General features: G+C 72.2%; 1 protein-coding gene. It reads left to right on the plus strand.

Going from position 1 to position 21,117, the window contains the following annotated elements; all coding sequences use genetic code 11:
• The first annotated feature begins 254 nt into the window (after positions 1–254).
• Positions 255–21,044, plus strand: coding sequence for a non-ribosomal peptide synthase/polyketide synthase (locus JYA75_RS13455; RefSeq protein WP_203330099.1), 20,790 nt, complete (start codon positions 255–257; stop codon positions 21,042–21,044).
• Positions 21,045–21,117: the final 73 nt, after the last annotated feature.

A 21,117-nucleotide genomic window follows, 5' to 3' on the forward strand; every position in this document is an offset into this window, starting at 1 on the left:
ACCTTACCGACCCTGTAGATTGGTCCGGTGCGCAAGTCACGCGGCCGGAAGGCGACCGGCGAGTAACCTGCTCGGGCAGCTCCGCGCCGACAGGCGGGGGGATCGTTGTCCCGGCGGGTCTCGCGGCGTTCGCGCCGTTGTCCGCCGTGTAACGCTCCTCCCCTGAACTGCAGATATACCTGAGCACGGTGCTCGCCCGGGCCACCGGGCGCGACGGTCGGGCCTGCGTCCGACGGTGAGAGAGAGGTTGGGGTTTGGACTCGCTGGGTGTCGGCGGATCGGGTGCGACGAACACGAACGCGGCGAACGTGCCGGACGGTGCCTTCCCCCTCTCCCCGGCGCAGCTCGGGATGTGGTTCGCGCAACACGTCGATCCTTCCGTGCCCGCGAACATCGCCCAGTACGTCGAGCTCGTCGGCGACCTCGATGTCGACCTGCTCCGGGAGTCCAGCGCCCGCGCCGCCCTCGAGATGGGGTCCGGCTTCCTGCGCTTCCTCGAGGTCGACGCGCAGCCCTACCAGCTGGTCGATCCCAGCCTCGAGGCGCCGCTCGGGTTCGTCGACCTGCGGGCGGCGGAGAACCCTCGCGAGGCCGCGCTCGAATGGATGCGCGCCGACCGCAGCACGCCGGTCGACGTGCTCAAGGACCGGCTCATCGTGGCCACCGTCCTGCAGATCGGCGAGCGCCGCTACTTCTGGTACAACCGCGTCCACCACCTCGCCCTGGACGGTTTCGGTGCCGCCACCTTCATGACGCGCATCGCGGAGCTCTACACCGCCGCCGTCGAAGGCGCCGAGCCCAGCCCCAACAAGGCCTCGGACGTGCGCACCGTGTACGAGGCCGAGATCGCGTACCGGAACTCACCCCGGTTCCACACCGACCGCGAGTACTGGTCGACGGTCATCGAGGGCATCGAGGAACCCACCAGCCTGGCCGGCCGCACCGCCCCGCCGGCCCCCGTCAGCCGGATCGACAGCGCCGCCCTCGGCGACCGCGTCGAGCGGCTCGTCGACAGCTTCACCGAACGCGAGAACACCAGCCTCGCGACCGCGGTCATCGCCGCCTTCGCCGCCTACATGGCCCAGATGACCGGCCGCACCGACGTCGTGCTCAGCCTGCCCGTCGCCGCGCGGACCACCGCGGTGCTGCGCCGGTCCGGCAGCATGGTCTCCAACGTAGTGCCGTTGCGGCTCGACGTGGACTCCGGCACCACCGTGCGGCAGCTCGTGGAGGCGGCCACCGCCGCGGTCTCCGGTGCGCTGCGGCACCAGCGGTACCGCCACGAGGACATCGTCCGCGACGCCGGCAACGCGGCCGGCGGCCGTTCGACGTTCTTCGGGCCGTGGATCAACATCATGCTGTTCGACAACGAGGTCCGCCTCGGCGACATGGTGGGACGGATCAACATCCTGTCCACCGGTCTCATCGAGGACCTCGGCGTCAACGTCTACAAGAGCGGCGGCACGCACACCCACATCGACTTCGAGTCCAACCCCAACCTCTACGGCGCGCAGGAGTCCCGTGCGCACCACTCCCGGTTCGTGGAGTTCTTCGACCGGTTCGTCGCCTCCGATCCCGACCGGCGCGTCTGGGACCTGCCCCTCGGAACGGGCACCGAGACCGCCCAGGTGCTCACCGAGTGGAACCGCACCGAGCACCCCCTCGACCACCGCACGCTGCTGGAGGCGTTCGAGGAGCAGGTGGCGCGCACACCGGACGCCCCGGCCCTCGTGTACGAGGGCGAGAGCCTGACGTACGCCGAGTTCGACGCCCGCGCGAACGCGCTCGCGCGGCTGCTCGTCGCCCGCGGCGTGGGACCCGAGTCCCTGGTCGGGCTGTCGGTGCGGCGCTCCCTGGAACTGCTCGTCGGCATGTACGCGATCGTCAAGGCCGGCGGCGCCTGGGTGCCGATCGACCCGGACCATCCCGCGGACCGGACCGCCTACATCCTCGAGACGGCCCGGCCCGTCTGCGTGGTCACGACCGCGCGCGACGAGGTGGACCTGCCTGCCGGCCTCGACGTGGTCGAGATCGACCGCCTCGACCTCACCGGCCTGGACACGCGCCCGCTCGCCGACGCCGACCGGCTCGCGCCGGTGCGCCTCGACACCACCGCCTACGTCATCTTCACCTCCGGCTCCACGGGGCGGCCCAAGGGCGTCGCCGTCACCCACCGGGCGATCGACAACCAGATCCGGTGGATGAACGACCAGTACGCGCTGTCGGCGTCCGACGTATACCTGCAGAAGACCGCGACGACGTTCGACGTGTCGCTGTGGGGCTTCTTCATGCCGCTGCGCGTCGGTGCGACCCTGGTCGTCGCCACCCCGGACGGCCACCGCGACCCGATGTACGTGGCCGACAAGATCGCCGAGCACGGCGTCACCGTCACCGACTTCGTCCCGTCGATGCTCACCGTGTTCGTCGCCAATGCCCGCCCCGGCTCGTGCGACACGCTGCGGCACGTGTTCGTGATCGGCGAGGCCCTGCCGGCGGAGACGGCCGCGGCGTTCGCCCAGTTGTGCAACGCGCAGCTGCACAACCTCTACGGACCCACCGAGGCCGCGGTCTCGATCACCTACCACCGCGCCGGACCCGAGGACGTGACCACCGTCCCGATCGGCGTGCCGCAGTGGAACAGCCGCGCCTACGTCCTCGACCACCGGCTGCGCCCTGTGCCGCCCGGCCGGCCCGGCGAGCTGTATCTCGCCGGTGTCCAGCTCGCGCGCGGTTACCTGAGCCGCCCCGACCTCACCGCCGACCGGTTCCTCGCCGATCCGTTCGGTGCGCCCGGCGACCGGATGTACCGCACCGGCGACCTCGTGCTGTGGCGCCTCGGCGCGGACGGTGGCGGATACCTCGACTACATCGGCCGCACCGACTTCCAGGTCAAGTTCCGCGGCCAGCGGATCGAGCTGGGCGAGATCGAGACGGTCCTGCTCGCCGCCCCGGAGGTGTCGCAGGCCGTCGTGCTCGTGGTGCCCACGGCGACGGGCGACCAGCTCGTCGGCTACCTCGTCGCCGCCCCCGGGCACGCGATCGACGCCGAGGCGCTGACCGAGGCGCTCGGGCGGGCGCTCCCGTCGTACATGGTGCCGGCCTCGCTGATGGTGCTCGAGGCGTTCCCGCTCAACACCAGCGGCAAGCTCGACCGCAAGGCCCTGCCCGAGCCGGTGTTCAACAGCGCCCGCATGTTCCGGGCGCCGCGCACCGCCGCCGAACGGATCGTGGCCGAGACGTTCTCCGAGGTCCTCGGAGTCGCCGAGGTCGGGCTCGACGACGACTTCTTCGAACTCGGCGGCAACTCGCTCGTCGCCACTCAGCTGGTCTCCCGGATCGGCTCCGCACTCGACACCCAGGTGCCGGTGCGGGTGCTGTTCGAGTCGTCCACCGTCGTGGGTCTCGCCGCCCGGGTGGCGCGCCAGTCCGGGTCCGGGGCCCGCCGGCCGCTCGTGGCGGGCTCGCGGCCGGACGTGCTGCCGCTCTCGACGGCGCAGCAGCGGATCTGGTTCCTCAACCGGTTCGACGTCGGCACCGCCGCCTACAACCTGCCCTTCACGGTGCGGCTGACCGGTCCGCTCGATCCCGCTGCCCTCGACGCCGCCTTCGGCGACGTCGTCGCCCGGCACGAGACGCTGCGCACCGTCTACCCGGCGGTCGACGGCGAACCGCAGCAGGTGATCCTGCCGGTCGAACACGTCGACAGCCGTGTGCCCGTCCTCGACATCGCCGCGTCCGATCTGCTCGCCCGGGTCGTGGCGCTGGCCGAGCGCGGATTCGACGTCACCGTCGACCTGCCGTTCCGGATCGCGCTGTATCGCCTGGCGGACGACGAGTTCGTCCTGGCGATGGTGCTGCACCACATCGCCGCGGACGGATCGTCCTTCGAGCCGCTCGTGCGCGACATCGTGGCCGCGTACGCGGCGCGGGCCGCCGGCTCCGAACCGGCCTGGTCCCCGCTGCCGGTGCAGTACGCCGACTACGCGCTGTGGCAGCGCGATGTGCTCGGTCTCGAATCCGACCCGGACTCGATCTCTGCGCAGCAGATCGCCTACTGGACCCGCGAACTCGAGGGCATCCCGGATCAGCTCGACCTGCCCGCGGACCGGCCCCGCCCGGCGGTCGCCTCCTACCGGGGCGGCAAGCGCCGCTTCGGGATCTCGCCCGAGACCCACCGGGGGCTGGCCGAGGTGGCCCGCTCGCATCAGGCGTCGCTGTTCATGGTGATGCACTCCGCCTACGCCGTGCTCCTGTCGAGGCTGAGCGGATCCGACGACATCACCGTCGGCAGCGTCGTCGCCGGCCGCGGCGATCGTCTCCTCGACGACCTGATCGGCATGTTCGTCAACACGCTGGTGCTGCGCACCCGGGTCGATCCGGGGGCGCGCTTCGAGGAACTCCTCGACCGGGTCCGCGACTCCGACCTGAGCGCCTTCTCCAACGCGGACGTCCCGTTCGAGCGGCTCGTGGAGGTCCTCAAGCCGCCCCGTTCCACGGCCCGTCACCCGCTGTTCCAGGCCGCGCTCGCCGTGGAATCTCCGGGCACGCGCGACATCTCGTTCTCCGGCGTGCGCGCCACCGCGGCCGAGCTGGACGTACCGATCGCGAAGTTCGACCTGCAGCTGTGGCTCGTCGAGCGCACCGACGACGCGGGCCGCCCGGCCGGTGTCGACGCCGTGTTCGAGTACGCGACCGACCTGTTCGACGCCGACACCGTCGACGTCTTCGGGCAGCGTTTCGTGCGGATCCTCGAGGCGATCGTCGCCGACGCCGCCACGCCCGTCGGTGACATCGACATCCTTGCGCCCGAGGAGTCGGCGCGGCTCGCCTCGGTCCGTGGCCCCGGGCTCCACCGCAGCGAGCGGCCGCTCGTCGAGTTGCTCACGGCCGGTGCGGATCTCGCTCCCGACACGGTCGCCGTCCGGTGCGGCGACTCCGCTCTCACCTACCGCGAGCTCGACGAGTGGTCCAATCGTCTCGCGCGCGTCCTCATCGACAGTGGCGTCGGTCCCGAAACAATTGTGGCACTGGCATTCCCGCGTTCGGCGGAGATGGTGCACTGCGTGTGGGCCGTAGCCAAGACCGGCGCCGCGTACGTGCCGATCGATCCCGCGCACCCGATCGAGCGCATCCGGCACATCGTCGGGGACTCCGGCGCCGTGCTCGGCCTGACCACCGCCGGGCACCTGCCGGGGCTGCCCGCGGACTTCGACTGGAACGCCCTGGACGACGCCGAGACCGTCGCGGCGATCGCGCGGGCGTCCGCCGCGCCCGTCCGCGACGCGGACCGGCTCGCCCCGCTGCGCCTGGACCACGTCGCGTACATGATCTACACCTCGGGCTCGACGGGCCTGCCGAAGGGCGTCGCCGTGACCCACCACGGGCTCGCCGCGCTGGTCCAGGAGAGCGTCGAACTCTACGGCGTCACCGACCGGTCCCGGGTGCTGCACGTGTGCGCGCCCAGCTTCGACCCGTCGGTGCTCGAGTGGCTGATGGCCGGCGCCTCCGGCGCCGAGCTCGTGGTGACCCCCGCGAACGTGCTGGGCGGCACCGAACTGCACGACCTGATCAAGGCGCACGGGGTGACCCACGCCGTCATCACTCCCGCCGTGCTCGGTTCGGTCGACCCCCGCGACCTCGACACGTTGCGCGTCCTCAACGTCGGCGGCGACGTCTCCACCGGCGACCTGGTCGCCCGCTGGTCTCCGGGCCGCCGCTACTTCAATGCGTACGGCCCCACCGAGACCACGATCGTCACCACCCGTGGCGAACTGCGCCCCGGGGAGCCCATCACCATCGGCACGCCCGTCGCCGGCGTCGGTGCCCTGGTGCTCGACCCGCGTCTGCACCCCGTCCCGGTCGGCGTGTCCGGCGAGCTGTACCTGACCGGGGACGCCCTCGCCCGTGGCTACCACCGGCGACCGGCGCTGACGGCGGACCGCTTCGTCGCCTCCCCGTTCGGCGCGCCGGGCGAGCGCATGTACCGCACCGGGGACGTCGTGCGGTGGGACGACGAGGGCCGGCTGGTGTACGCCGGACGGACCGACTTCCAGGTCAAGGTCCGCGGTTACCGCATCGAGCTCGGTGAGATCGACGCCGCCTTCCTGTCCCACCCCGCCGTCGACTTCGCCACCACGATCGGGCACGAGACGCCCTCGGGCCAGACCACTCTCGTCACCTATGTCCACGGCGAGGCGGGCCTCGACAGCGACGAACTCACCGAGTACGTCGCCGGATTCCTGCCGTCCTACATGGTCCCCTCGGTGTGCGTCGTCCTCGACATCGTCCCCCTCACCCCGAACGGGAAGGTGGACCGCAAGGCACTGCCCGAGCCGGTGTTCGAGGCGCGGACCTTCCGCGCCCCCACCACGCCGATCGAGGAGATCGTCGCGGGCACGTTCGAGGACGTCCTCGGTATCGACCGCGTCGGACTGGACGACGACTTCTTCGAACTCGGCGGCAACTCGCTCGTCGCGACACAACTCGTGTCCCGGCTCGGCGCGGCCCTCGACACCCAGGTGCCCGTGCGCCTGCTGTTCGAGGCGTCGACCGTCGTCGCGCTGGCCGCGCGGGTCGAACACCGGGCCGGCGCCGGTCGGCGCATCCCGCTCGTGGCCCGGCCGCGCCCCGACCGGATCCCGCTGTCCCTGGCCCAGCAGCGCATGTGGTTCCTCAACCGATTCGAGCCCGAGTCGGCCACCTACAACCTGCCCTTCGCCCTGCGGCTGTCCGGTGAGCTCGACATCACCGCGCTGCAGGTCGCGATCATGGACGTCATCGACCGGCACGAGTCGCTTCGCACCGTCTACCCGGAAGGGCCGGACGGGCCGATGCAGGTCGTCACGGACGCCGCCACGGCGGTGCCCAACCTGACGCCCACGTTGATCACGGAAGAGGATCTGCAGCAGGAGATCTCGGCGCTGGCATCCACCGGGTTCGACGTGACCCGCGAGGTGCCCATCCGGGCCCACCTGTTCGAGATCGGCCCGACCGAGCACGTGCTCGCGATCGTCATGCACCACATCTCCGCCGACGGCTGGTCGATGGGACCCGTCGCGCGCGACGTCATGGCCGCCTACGCCGCGCGCATCGAGTGGGAGCGCCCCGCGTGGCCGCCGCTGCCGGTGCAGTACGCGGACTACACGCTGTGGCAGCACGAACTGCTCGGCTCCGAGGGCGACCCGGAGTCGCTGATCGCCGATCAGCTCGCGTACTGGCGCAACACCCTCGCCGGGCTGCCCGACCAGCTCGACCTGCCGTCGGACCGGCCCCGGCCGGCACGGCAGTCGTTCCGCGGCGGGACCGAACGATTCGTCGTGTCCTCCGAGATCCACTCCGCGCTCGACGAGGTCGCGCGCCGGCAGGGCACCACCCTGTTCATGGTGGTGCATGCGGCGCTGTCGGTGCTGCTGGCGCGGTTGTCGGGCAGCGACGACATCGCCATCGGCACCCCGGTGGCCGGCCGCGGCGAGCAGGAACTCGACAACGTGGTCGGCATGTTCGTCAACACCCTGGTGCTGCGCACCCAGGTGGACCCGAACCGGCCGTTCACCGAGCAGCTCGCCCGGGCCCGCGAGGCGGCGCTCGGGGCGTTCGCGCACGCGGACGTGCCGTTCGAGCGGCTGGTGGAGGTGCTCAATCCCGCCCGGTCGACGGCGCGGCACCCGCTGTTCCAGGTCATGCTGGCCTTCCAGAATCTCGGGTCGACCCACGTGGAGCTGCCCCGTCTCGTCCTGGAGACGCAGGCCATCGATACCTCGGTGGCGAAGTTCGACCTGCAGCTGACGCTGTCCGAGTCCTCGGACGACGGCCGCGCCGACGGGCTCATCGCCGAGATCACCTATGCGACGGATCTTTTCGATGCGTCGACGGTGGCGGGGTTCGCGGCGCGGTTCGTGCGGGTGCTCGAGGAGGTGGTGGCGGATCCGTCGGTGGCGGTGGGCGACCTGGAGATCCTCGAGCCGGCGGAGCGGTCGCGGGTGCTCGAGGTGTGGAACGACACGGCACATCCGGTGCCGTCGGTGACGTTGGTGGGGTTGTTCGAGGAGCGGGTGCGCCGGTCGCCGGAGGCGGTGGCGGTGGTGTTCGGGGACGAGTCGTTGACGTACGGCGAGTTCGCCGGGCGGGTGCGCCGGTTGGCGCGGCATCTGGTGTCGGTGGGGGTGGGGCCGGAGTCGCTGGTGGGGTTGGCGATGCGCCGGTCGGTGGATCTGCTGGTGGGGATGTATGCGGTCGTGGAGGCCGGGGGCGGGTATGTGCCGGTGGATCCGGATCAGCCGGCGGAGCGCAACGGCTACATCCTAGAGGTGGCGGAACCGGTGGTGGTGCTGACCACGACGCGGGACGGGTTCGAGGCGCCGGCGGAGTCGGCGGTGCGTGTGCTGGCGGTCGACGCGGTGGACGTCGCGGCGCTGTCGGATGCGCCGTTGACCGATGCGGACCGGACGGCGCCGTTGCGGCCGTCGAACACGGCGTATGTGATCTTCACGTCGGGGTCGACGGGCCGGCCGAAGGGTGTGGGCGTCTCGCATGCGGCGATCGTCAATCGTCTGGTGTGGATGCAGGGGCGGTACGGGCTGACCGCCGAGGATGTGGTGTTGCAGAAGACGCCGTTCACGTTCGATGTGTCGGTGTGGGAGTTCTTCTGGCCGTTGCAGGTCGGGGCGCGGCTGGTGGTGGCGGCGCCGGACGGCCATCGTGACCCGGGGTATCTCGCTGCGGTCATGCGCGCACGGTCGGTGACGGTCGCGCACTTCGTGCCGTCGATGCTGGCGGTGTTCGTCGCGGAGTCCGCGGTCGGCGGGATCTCGTCGTTGCGGTACGTCTTCGCGTCGGGTGAGGCCCTCGCCGCCGCCGTCGCCGCCCGGGTGCGGTCGGTGCTGCCGGGTGTGAGCGTGCACAACCTGTATGGGCCGACCGAGGCCGCGGTGGACGTGACGTTCCACGAGGTGACCGACGCGGACGTGGTGTCGGTGCCGATCGGTGCGCCGGTGTGGAACACGCGGGTGTTTGTGCTCGACGCCCGGCTGCGCCCGGTCCCGGTGGGGGTGGCCGGGGAGCTGTACCTGGCGGGGGTGCAGCTGGCCCGCGGCTACGTCGGTCGGGCGGACCTGACGGCCGACCGGTTCGTCGCGTCGCCGTTCGGCGCGCCCGGGGAGCGGTTGTACCGCACGGGCGACCTGGTGACGTGGACCGAGGGCGGGGAACTCGAGTACATCGGGCGTACGGACTTCCAGGTCAAGCTGCGCGGCCTGCGCATCGAGCTGGGCGAGATCGAGGCGGCGCTGCTGCACGTGCCGGCGGTGGAGCAGGCAGTGGTACTGGTCCGGTCGGATCAGCTGGTGGGGTACGTCGTGCCGGCCGCCGGTGCCGTGTTCGACGAGGGCGCGGCCCGGTCGGCGGTGGGGCAGATGCTCCCGTCGTACATGGTGCCGTCGGCGTTCGTGGAACTGGACGCGCTGCCGCTGAACGCGTCGGGCAAGCTGGACCGTAAGGCGTTGCCGGAGCCGGTGTTCGAGGTCAAGGTGTTCCGGGCCGCGACGACTCCGGTGGAGGAGATCGTGGCGGGTGTGTTCGCCGAGGTGCTCGGTCTCGACCGGGTGGGCCTCGACGACGACTTCTTCGCCCTCGGCGGCAACTCGCTGATCGCCACGCAGGTGGTCTCGCGGATCGGTGCGGCGCTCGATGCGTCGGTGCCGCTGCGGCTGCTGTTCGAGAACTCGACCGTCGAGACGTTGGCCGCCCGGATCGACGGTCACGACGGCCCGGCGCGACGGGCCCCGCTGGTGCCGCAGCCCCGGCCCGAGCGGGTGCCGCTGTCGCTGGCCCAGCAGCGCATGTGGTTCCTCAACCGGTTCGATCCCGACTCGACGGCGAACAACATCCCCGTCGCCGTCCGCATGTCCGGCCGGCTCGACGTCCCGGCGCTCGAGGAAGCGGTGTGTGACGTCCTCGCCCGCCACGAGTCGCTGCGCACCGTCTACCCCGACCTCGACGGGTACGGCTACCAGAAGGTGCTCGCCCCGTCCGAGGTTCGCGTCTCGCTCGAGCCCGTGCGGATCGAGCCGGCGCAGCTCCCCGGCGAGCTGCGGGCGCTGGCGGCCACCCACTTCGACGTGTCCACCGACGTCCCGATCGTCGTGCGCCTGCTGTGCCTGAGTCCCGAGGAGCACGTGCTCGTCGCGGTCATGCACCATATCGCCGGCGACGGCTTCTCGATGGGGCCGCTCACCCGCGACATCATGGTCGCCTACGCGGCCCGGTCGCTCGGCAACGAGCCCGCCTGGGAGCCGCTGGAGATCCAGTACGCCGACTACACCCTGTGGCAGCGCGACGTGCTCGGCTCCGAGGGCGACCCGGACTCCGTCGTCACCCGTCAGCTCGAGTACTGGAAGCAGGCGCTCGACGGATTGCCGGACGGGCTCGACCTGCCGACCGACCGGCCGCGGCCCGCGGTCGCGACGAATCGTGGTGCGACACATCGCCTCACCATCGACGAGTCGCTGCACGCCGCGCTCGGCCGGCTCGCCGGGGAACAGCGCGCGACGGTGTTCATGGTGGTCCACGCGACCCTGGCGCTGCTGCTGGCCCGCCTCGGCACGTCCCGGGACATCGCCGTCGGCACCCCGGTGGCCGGCCGCGGGGAACGCTCGCTCGACAACCTGATCGGCATGTTCGTCAACACCCTGGTGCTGCGCACCGAGGTGGACACTGCCGACACCTTCGCCGAACTGCTCGCCCGGGTGCGCGAGGTCGACCTCGGGGCCTTCGCGCACGCCGAGGTGCCGTTCGAGCGTCTCGTGGACGTGCTCGCGCCGGAACGCACCCAGGCCCGGACTCCGCTGTTCCAGGTCATGCTGGCGTTCCAGAACATCGGCGACGTGGCCCTGGAACTGCCGGGGCTGTCCGTCGCGCAGCTGCCCCTCGACGCGGGCGTGTCGAAGTTCGACCTCATGGTCACGATCCTCGAGGGTCAGGCGGCCGGCACCGACGCGGGCGACCTCGCCGTCGAGATCTCCTACGCCACCGACCTGTTCGACGCCCCGACCGTGGCCGCCGTCGGCGACCGGTTCGTCCGGCTGCTGCGGCTGGTGACCGAGCAGCCCGACGTGCCGGTCGGCGACCTGCCGATGCTGCCGGGCGCGGAACTCGACGCGGTCGAGCAGCTCGCGCGGGGGCCCCGCCGCACGCTCGACTGCGGGGCCACGCTGGTCGATCTCCTCGCCCAGCAGGCGGCCCGCACCCCCGACGCCGTGGCGATCGAGTCGGGTGAGTCGGCGCTGACCTACCGCGAGTTCGGCTCCCGGGTCAACGCGCTGGCGCGGTATCTCGTCGCGCGCGGCGCGGGACCGGACACGGTGGTCGCGGTGGCCGCCGGCCGCTCCACGGAGACGCTCGTGGCGATCCACGCGGTCCTCGCCGCCGGGGCCGCTTACGTCCCGCTCGACCCGGACCAGCCGGCGGACCGGATCACGTACGTCCTCGAATCCGCCTCGCCCGTCCTGGTTCTCACCAGGTCCGGGCGGGACCGCCTGCCCGGTGCGGACGCGGTGCCGGTCGTGGCGCTCGACGAGGCCGACACCGCGCCGTACGGCGACGCGCCGCTGACCGACGCCGACCGGCTCGCGCCGCTGCGGCCGCAGCATCTCGCGTACGTGCTCTACACGTCCGGCTCCACCGGTCGGCCGAAGGGCGTGGCCGTGCCGCACGCCGCCGTGGTCAACCAGCTGCTGTGGATGCGGGACCGGTTCGGCCCGACGGCCGGCGACGTCCTGCTGCTCAAGACCCCCGCCACCTTCGACGCCTCGGTGTGGGAGATCTTCCTGCCCCCGCTGGTGGGGGCGCGGATCGTGGTGGGTGCGCCCGACCTGCACCGCGACCCCGCCGGAATGGCGGCGGCGATCGCGCGTCACGCCGTCACGGTGGCCCAGTTCGTGCCCGCCGTCTTCGACGCGGTCCTCGAACACCTCGACCGGACGACCGCCGCGTCCCTGACCCAGGTCTTCTGCGGCGGCGAGAGCCTTCCGGCCGAAACCGTCGCACGGTTCCGCGCACTGAACGACGCGCCCGTCCACAACCTGTACGGACCCACCGAGACGACGATCCAGACCGTCCACCGCACGGCGGGTGCCGACGACGCCGGGGCGGTGCCGATCGGTACGCCGGTGTGGAACACCGACGCGCTCGTGCTCGACGAACGGTTGCACCCCGTGCCCGTCGGCGTCGCCGGCGAGCTCTATCTCACCGGTGTCCAGCTGGCCCGCGGCTATCACGGCCGCGCGGATCTGACGGCCGAGCGGTTCGTCGCGAACCCCTGGGCCGCCGGCGAGCGGATGTACCGCACCGGCGACCTCGCGCGGTGGACCGCCGCGGGCGAGCTCGACTACCTGGGCCGCACGGACCTGCAGGTCAAGCTACGCGGGCTGCGCATCGAACTCGGGGAGGTCGAGTCGCAGCTCACCGCCCTCGACGAGGTGCGCCAGGCCGTCGCCGTGGTGCGCGAGGACCCGCGCTTCGGGCCGCAGCTGGTCGGCTACGTCGTCCCCGAGCCGGGTGCGGAGTTCGATCCCGCGAAGGCGAAGGACGCGCTCGCGGCCACGCTGCCGTCGTACATGGTGCCCTCCGCGTTCGTCGCACTGGACGCGTTCCCGCTGAACGCCAGCGGCAAGATCGACCGGCGCGCGCTGCCGGCCCCCACCTTCGAGGTGCGCACCTTCACCCCGCCGCGGACCCCGGTCGAGGAGATCGTCGCGGGCGTGTTCGCCCAGGTACTGGGCGTGCCGCGGGTCGGCCGCGACGACGACTTCTTCGACCTCGGCGGCAACTCGCTCGTCGCGACGCAGGTCGCGGCCCGCCTCAGCGAGGCGCTCGACGCGTCGATCCCGGTGCGGGCCCTGTTCGATGCCCCGACCGTCGAGGCCCTCGCGGTGCGGGCCGAGCAGGAGGCCGGCGCCGGCCGCCGCACGCCGCTGGTCCCGTACGAGCGGCCCGAGCGCATCCCGCTCTCGCCGGCGCAGCAGCGCATGTGGTTCCTCAACCGCTTCGACCCCGAGTCGGCGGTGAACAACGTGCCGATCGGCGTGCGCTTCACCGGCGCCCTCGACGTGCCCGCGCTGCGCGGGGCGATACGGGACCTGACCGAGCGCCACGAGGTGCTGCGCACCGTCTACCCCGACGTGGACGGCACCGGCTACCAGCAGATCCTGCCGGAGTCCCCGGTGCGGCTCGTGATCGAACGCATCGACGCGCAGGCCCTGCCGGACCGCGCCCGCGAACTGGTGACGCGCGGATTCGACGTCACCACCGAGGTGCCCTTCCGCGCGGTGGTCTTCGAGCTGAGCCGGACCGAGCATGTGCTGCTGTTCGTCGCCCATCACATCGCCACGGACGGGTTCTCGGTGCGTCCGCTCGCCCGCGACGTGATGGTCGCCTACGCGGCCCGCACCCGCGGTGAGCTGCCCGGCTGGGCACCGCTCGAGATCCAGTACGCGGACTACGCCCTGTGGCAGCGCGACGTGCTCGGCTCCGAGGACGAACCGGGATCCGTGGCCGCCGAGCAGGTGGAGTTCTGGAAGCGCACCCTCGCCGCCCTGCCCGACCAGCTCGACCTGCCCTCCGATCGCGTCCGTCCCGAGCGGGCCTCCGGGCACGGCCGCACCAGCCGCTTCCGCGTCGAGGAGGCGCTCCACGACCGCCTGCAGAACCTCGCGCACGAGAAGAACACGTCGCTGTTCATGGTCGTGCACGCGGCGCTCGCGGTGCTGTTGGCCCGGTTGTCCGCGACCGAGGACATCGCGATCGGCACGCCGGTCGCCGGCCGCGGCGAGGCCGCCCTCGACGACCTCGTCGGCATGTTCGTCAACACCCTCGTCCTGCGCACCGACGTGCGGGGCGGGCAGTCCTTCGCGGACCTGCTGAGCGCGGTGCGCGAGAACGACCTCGATGCCTTCGCGCACGCGGACGTGCCGTTCGAACGGCTGGTGGAGATCCTCGATCCGGAACGCTCCCAGGCCCGGCACCCGCTGTTCCAGGTGGCGCTGACCTTCCAGAACATCGGACAGGCCGAGTTCGAACTCGACGGCCTCGCTCTGGAGGCGCTCGACTACGACCCGCCCACGGCGAAGTTCGATCTGCAGTTCACCTTCTCGGAGCAGGTGGCCCCGGACGGCTCGGCCGCCGGCATCGATGCCGCCGTGACCTACGCCACCGACCTGTTCGACGAGCTGCGGGTCGCCGCGTTCGCCGAGCAGCTGCTGCGGATCCTGCGGGCCGTGGCGGCCGACGCGTCGGTCGCGGTCGGTGACATCGAGATCGTCGACGAGTTCGAGCGCGAGCTCGTGGTCTCCCGGTGGAACTCGCTGGGCGACGACGTCGCCCCGGCGGACGCGACGCTGGTGGACATGTTCGAGGCGCGCGTCGCCGCCGCACCCGGCGACATCGCGGTGCGGTTCGGCGACGAGGCGCTCACCTACGCCGAGTTCGCCTCCCGGGCGCGGCGACTGGCCCGGCACCTGATCTCCGTGGGTGTGGGTCCGGAGTCGCTCGTGGCGGTCGCGCTGCCGCGGTCGCTGGATCTGGTGGTCGCGCTCGTCGCGGTGCTCGAGGCCGGCGGCGGGTATCTGCCGGTGGACCCGAACTACCCGGCCGACCGGATCGAGTTCATGCTCACCGACGCCGCGCCGGCCGCGGTGCTCACCCTCTCCGGCACGGGGGTCGACGTGCCCACCGCGGTGCCGGTGGTCGAGCTCGACACCGTCGACCTGTCGGGGGTGGACGACGCGCCGATCCGCGACGAGGAGCGCACCGCGCCGCTCGACGCCACGAACCTCGCGTACGTCATCTACACCTCCGGGTCCACGGGCCGGCCGAAGGGCGTGCTGATCCCGCACCGGAACGTGGTGCGGCTGATGGTCAACACCGAGTCGGTCTACGGTTTCGGCCCGTCGGACGTGTGGACGATGTTCCACTCGTACGCGTTCGACTTCTCGGTGTGGGAACTGTGGGGTCCGCTGCTGTACGGCGGCACCCTCGTCGTCGTGGACTGGTTCACCTCGCGCTCGCCGGAGGCGTTCCGCGAGTTGCTCGTTCGCGAGGGTGTGACGGTGCTGAATCAGACGCCGTCGGCGTTCTACCAGCTCGCCGAGGCGGACCGCACGGCCGGCGGGACCGGTGGCGAGCTGGCCCTGCGGTACGTGATCTTCGGTGGTGAGGCGCTCGAGCCGCGCCGCCTGGAGGGCTGGTTCGCCCGGCACGGGGACACCTCGCCGCGGCTGGTGAACATGTACGGCATCACCGAGACCACGGTGCACGTGTCGTACCGGGAGATCGGTGCGGACCTGGCCGAGGCCGGTTCGGCGAGCATCGTGGGCGTGCCGATCGCGGGCCTGCGGGTCTACGTCCTCGACACCCGTCTCAACCCCGTCCCGGTGGGCGTGGCCGGTGAGATGTACGTCGGCGGCGGGCAGCTGGCCCGCGGATACCTGGGCCGTCCGGACCTGTCCGCGGCCCGGTTCGTGGCCGATCCGTTCTCCGCCGACGGCGGATTGCTCTATCGCACCGGCGATGTGGCGCGCTGGGCGGTCTCGGGTGACCTCGAGTACCTCGGCCGCGCGGACGACCAGGTCAAGATCCGTGGCTTCCGGATCGAGCTCGGCGAGGTCGAGTCGGCCGTGCTGGCCCAGCAGCCGGTCGGGCAGGCCGCGGTGATCGTGCGCGAGGACGCCCCCGGGGCGGCGCGGATCGTCGCGTACGTGGTGCCGGCGGACGGCGCGACCGTCGACGTCGAGGAACTGCGCGCCGGGGTGGGCGCGCTGGTGCCGGAGTACATGGTGCCGTCGGCGTTCGTGGTGATCGACGCGATTCCGTTGACGGTCAACGGCAAGCTCGACCGCCGGGCGCTGCCGGAACCGGTGTTCGAGACCCGGGTCTTCCGGGCGCCGTCGACCCCGGTCGAGGAGATCGTCGCCGGCACGTTCGCCGAGGTGCTCGGCGTCGAGCGGGTGGGTGCGGACGACGACTTCTTCGAGCTCGGCGGCAACTCGCTGATCGCCACGCAGGTGGTCTCGCGGCTCGGGGCGGCGCTCGACGCGCAGGTTCCGGTGCGGACCCTGTTCGAGGCGTCGACCGTCGCCGCGCTCGCGGCGCGGGTCGAGCAGGACGCCACCGGCGGCGGCCGGGTGCCGCTGACGGCGCGGACGCGTCCGGAACGCATCCCGCTGTCGCCGGCGCAGCAGCGCATGTGGTTCCTCAACCGCTTCGACCCGGAGTCGACGGCCTACAACATCCCGATGGCCCTGCGGCTGACCGGTGACCTCGACGTCGCCGCGCTGCGCGCCGCCGTGGCCGACCTGGTGGCCCGCCACGAGACGCTGCGGACGGTGTACCCGGAGACGAACTCCGGTCCGGTGCAGGAGATCCGGCCCGCCACCGCGGTGCCGATCGACCTCGAGCCGGTCGACGTCCCGGCGGCCGAGCTGGAGTCGCGGCTGCGCGCACTCGCGTCGACCGGCTTCGACGTCACCCGCGAGGTCCCGCTGCGGATCGCGCTGCTGCGCCTCGGGCCCGCCGAATACGTCCTGGTCACCGTGGTGCACCACATCGCCGCCGACGGCTCGTCGATGGTCCCGATGGCCCGCGACGTGATGACCGCGTACGCCGCCCGGGCCGCCGGCACCGAACCGGCGTGGGCGCCGCTCGAGCTGCAGTACGCGGACTACGCGCTGTGGCAGCGGGAACTGCTCGGCTCCGAGGACGACCCCGAGTCGCTCGCCGCCCGGCAGCTCGACCACTGGCGGACCGCGCTCGCCGACCTGCCGGACCAGCTCGACCTGCCCACCGACCGGCCGCGTCCGGCGCAGCAGTCGTTCCGCGGCGACCGGGTCGAGTTCACCGTGGACGCGGACGTGCACGCCGCGTTGCGCGATCTCGCCCGCGCCCGCAACGCGACCGTGTTCATGGCGATGCACGCCGCGTTCGCCACGCTGCTCGCCCGCCTGTCCGGATCCGCCGACATCGCGGTGGGCACGCCCATCGCCGGCCGCGGCGAGGCCGCCGTCGAGAACCTGATCGGCATGTTCGTCAACACGCTGGTCTTCCGGCTCTCCGTCGACGGCGGCCGCTCGTTCGACGAACTGCTCGCGGCGGCCCGCGAAACCGACCTGCAGGCGTTCGCGCATGCGGACGTGCCGTTCGAGCGGCTCGTGGAGGTGCTCAACCCGGCTCGCTCGACCGCGCGGCACCCGTTGTTCCAGGTGGGCTTCTCGTTCCAGAACCAGCAGCGCACCGCACTGGAACTGGCGGGCCTGACCGTCGCGCCGATCGACCTCGAGGGCGGCACGTCGCAGTTCGACCTGCACCTGATCGTCAGTGACCGGTACGACGAGCAGGGCGCCCCGTCGGGGATGGACGCGATCCTGACGTTCGCCACCGACCTGTTCGACGAGTCCACCGCCCGTGCCGTGGCCGAGCGCTTCCAGCAGTTGCTCCGTGCACTCGTGCAGGCGCCGGACGTGCCGGTGGGTGACCACCCGTTGCTGCTCGCGCGCGAACAGCACGACGTCCTGACGGCGTGGAACGACACCGTCCACGAGACCGGCACGGCCGCAACGCTCGTCGACCTGTTCGACGAGCAGGTGCGCCGGGATCCCGGCGCGGTCGCACTGGTGTACGAGGGCGTTGCCGTCACGTACGGCGAGTTCGGCGCCCGAGTCCACCGCCTCGCCCGGCACCTGATCGCCCTGGGCGTGGGCCCGGAGGATCGGGTGGCGCTCGTCGCGCGACGCTCGCCGGAACTCGTGGTCGGCATGTACGCGATCGCCACGGCCGGCGCCGCGTATGTGCCCCTCGATCCGGATCAGCCGGCCGAGCGCAACGCCTACATCCTCGACACCGCCGCCCCCACCTGTGTGGTCACGGTCGCGGCGGACCGGTTCGACGTGCCCGGCGTGCCGGTGGTCGAACTCGACCGCGTGGACCTGTCCGGGCTGCCGGACGCGCCGGTGACGGCGGCGGAGCGCCGCGCGCCGCTGCGCGCCGCGAACACCGCGTACGTGATCTTCACGTCCGGGTCGACGGGCCGGCCCAAGGGGGTGGCGGTTCCGCACTCCGCCGTCGTCAACCAGATGCTGTGGAAGCGGGACGCGTTCGACCTCGGACCGGACGACGCGGTGCTGCTCAAGACCGTCGCCACGTTCGACCTGTCGGTGTGGGAGTTCTGGTCGGCGCTCACCTCCGGCGCGCGCCTGGTGATCGCCACCGCCGACGGGCACCGCGATCCCGACTACCTGCTGCGGCTGCTGCGCGACGAGCGCGTCACCACGCTGCACTCGGTGCCGTCGATGCTCTCGATGCTCATGACCGCAGCCGGCGGGGAGCTCGCGTCGTCGCTGCGCCGCGTGCTCGCCATCGGCGAGGCGCTGCCGGCGGCCACCGCGCAGCAGTTCCGCGCGGACAACGCGGCGGTCCTGTTCAACCTGTACGGGCCGACCGAGGCCGCCGTGTCCGTCACCGTGCACGAGACCGACGACGCCGACACCACGGTCGTGCCGATCGGTGTGCCCGAGTGGAACACCCGGGTCCACGTGCTCGACGCGCGCCTGCGTCCGGTGCCGGTCGGGGTCGCCGGCGAGCTGTACCTGGCCGGTGCCCAGCTGGCGCGCGGCTACCACGGCCGTCCCGACCTGACCGCCGACCGGTTCGTCGCCGACCCGTTCGGCGGGGGCCGGATGTACCGCACGGGCGACATCGTGCACTGGAACCGCGGCGGCGAACTGGTCTACCGCGACCGCGCCGACTTCCAGGTCAAGGTGCGCGGCTACCGCATCGAACTCGGTGAGATCGAGTCGGTGCTGCGCGCCCGCGCCGAGGTGCGGGACGTCGCCGTCCTCGTCCGCAACGACCCGCACGTCGGAGATCGGCTGGTGGCCTACGTGGTTCCGGCCGGTGGTGCCGAACTCGACGCCGCCGCGACGAAGACCGCGCTGGCGCAGGCGCTTCCGTCGTACATGGTGCCGTCGGTGTTCGTCGTCCTCGAGGCACTGCCGCTGAACACCAACGGCAAGCTCGACCGCAGGGCACTGCCCGAACCGGAGTTCGAGGCCGGGCAGTTCCGGGCCCCCACCACCCCGGTGGAGGAGATCGTCGCCGGCATCCTCGCCGAGGTTCTCGGCATCGAACGCGCCGGCCTCGACGACGACTTCTTCGAGCTCGGCGGCAACTCCCTGCTCGCGACGCAGCTGGCCTCCCGGCTCGGCGCCGCGCTCGACACCCGGGTGTCGGTGCGGACCGTGTTCGAGGCGTCGACCGTCGCGGCGCTGGCGGGGCGGATCCAGCCGTCCGTCGGCCGCGGCGCCCGGCCGCCGCTGGTGCCGGAGCCGCGGCCCGACCGGGTTCCGCTCTCGCTCGCGCAGCAGCGGATGTGGACCCTCAACCAGGTGGATCCGGGATCGGGGGCCTACAACATCCCCGTCGCGGTGCGGCTCAGCGGCTCCCTCGACGTCGACGCGTTGCGCGCCGCCGTCGCCGACGTGATCGCCCGGCACGAGGTGCTGCGCACGGTGTACCCGGACACGGAGGACGGCCCGGTCCAGGTGGTGCTCCCGACGGCGCAGGCGCTGCCGGACCTGTCCCCGGTGCCCGTGCCCGAGAGCGAGATCGTCGACCGGCTCACCGGCGTCCTCGGCGCCGGCTTCGACGTGACGGCACCGACCCCGCCGGTGCGGGCGCGATTGTTCCGCGTCGCCGACGACGAGCACGTGCTCGCCCTGGTGGCCCACCACATCAGCGCCGACGGCTACTCGATGCGGCCGCTCGTGCGCGACGTGATGGTCGCGTACGCCGCCCGCGCCGAGGCCCAGGTGCCCGGATGGGCGGAGCTGCCGGTCCAGTACGCCGACTACACGCTGTGGCAGCAGCGGGTGCTCGGCGACCCGGACGACCCGGACAGCGAGCTGTCCCGCCAGCTCGGGTACTGGACCGCCGAGCTGGCCGGCAGCCCCGAGCTGCTCGCGCTGCCGACCGATCGGCCGCGGCCGGCGCGGCAGTCGACCCAGGGCGACGCGGTGGCGTTCACCATCGGTGAGGCGCTCGCGCAGCGCATCGAGAAGACCGCCCGCGAACACAACGCGACGGTGTTCATGGTCGTGCACGCCGCCCTCGCGGTGCTCCTGTCGCGGCTCGCGTCCGCCGAGGACGTCGCGGTCGGTACCCCGACCGCCGGCCGCGCCGAGGAAGCTCTCGACGACCTGGTGGGCATGTTCGTCAACACGCTGGTGCTGCGCACCCGCGTGGCCGGCGGGGACACGTTCGCCGACCTGCTCGCCCAGGCGAAGGAGAAGGACCTGGCGGCGTTCGGCAACGCCGACGTGCCGTTCGAGCGGCTCGTCGACGCCGTCGGCCGTAAGCGGTCGAGCTCGTACACGCCGCTGTTCCAGGTGATGCTCACGTTCCAGAACATCGAGACCGGAACGCTGGAGCTGCCCGGACTGGCGGTCACCCCGCTCGAGGCGGGTGCCCATCAGGCGAAGTTCGACCTGCAGTGCACCTTCGTCGAGCAGTTCGCGCCCGGCGGTGGCCTCGGCGGCCTCGACGTGATCTTCACCTACGCGACCGCGCTGTTCGACCGGGAGACGGTCGAGCTGTTCGCCGAGCGGTTCACCCGCGTCCTGGACGCGGTGACGTCGGACCCCCAGGTGCGGCTGCGCGCGATCGACATCCTCACCGAGGCCGAACGGGCCCGCGTGGCCGCGCCGCGCAAGCCCCGGACCGTGGCGGACCTGCCGGACCTGGTCGCCGCCGCCGCCGAGACCGCCCCCGACACGGTGGCGCTCAGCCACGGCGGCCGGGACGTCACCTTCGGGGAGTTCGCGCAGAAACTGGCCGCGACGGCGACCGCGACGGGCGGGGCACTCACCGCGGAGGCGCTCGTGCCCGTGGTGTTGAACACCCTCATCCCCGGCGTCCTGCCCGCGCTGGGCGCCGACGGGTTCGCCGAACTGGTCCGATCCGTGCTCGCGGCGGCCGACGAGATCACCGGTAGGGGGCTCTGACCTGGGCGCTTCGTTTGCTGTCGGTCCGACCGGGATAATCGAACATCGACTGTCGTCCGACCCCGTGGGCACC

The sequence above is a fragment of the Rhodococcus sp. PSBB066 genome (assembly GCF_017068255.1).
Classification (GTDB): Bacteria; Actinomycetota; Actinomycetes; order Mycobacteriales; family Mycobacteriaceae; genus Rhodococcus; species Rhodococcus aetherivorans.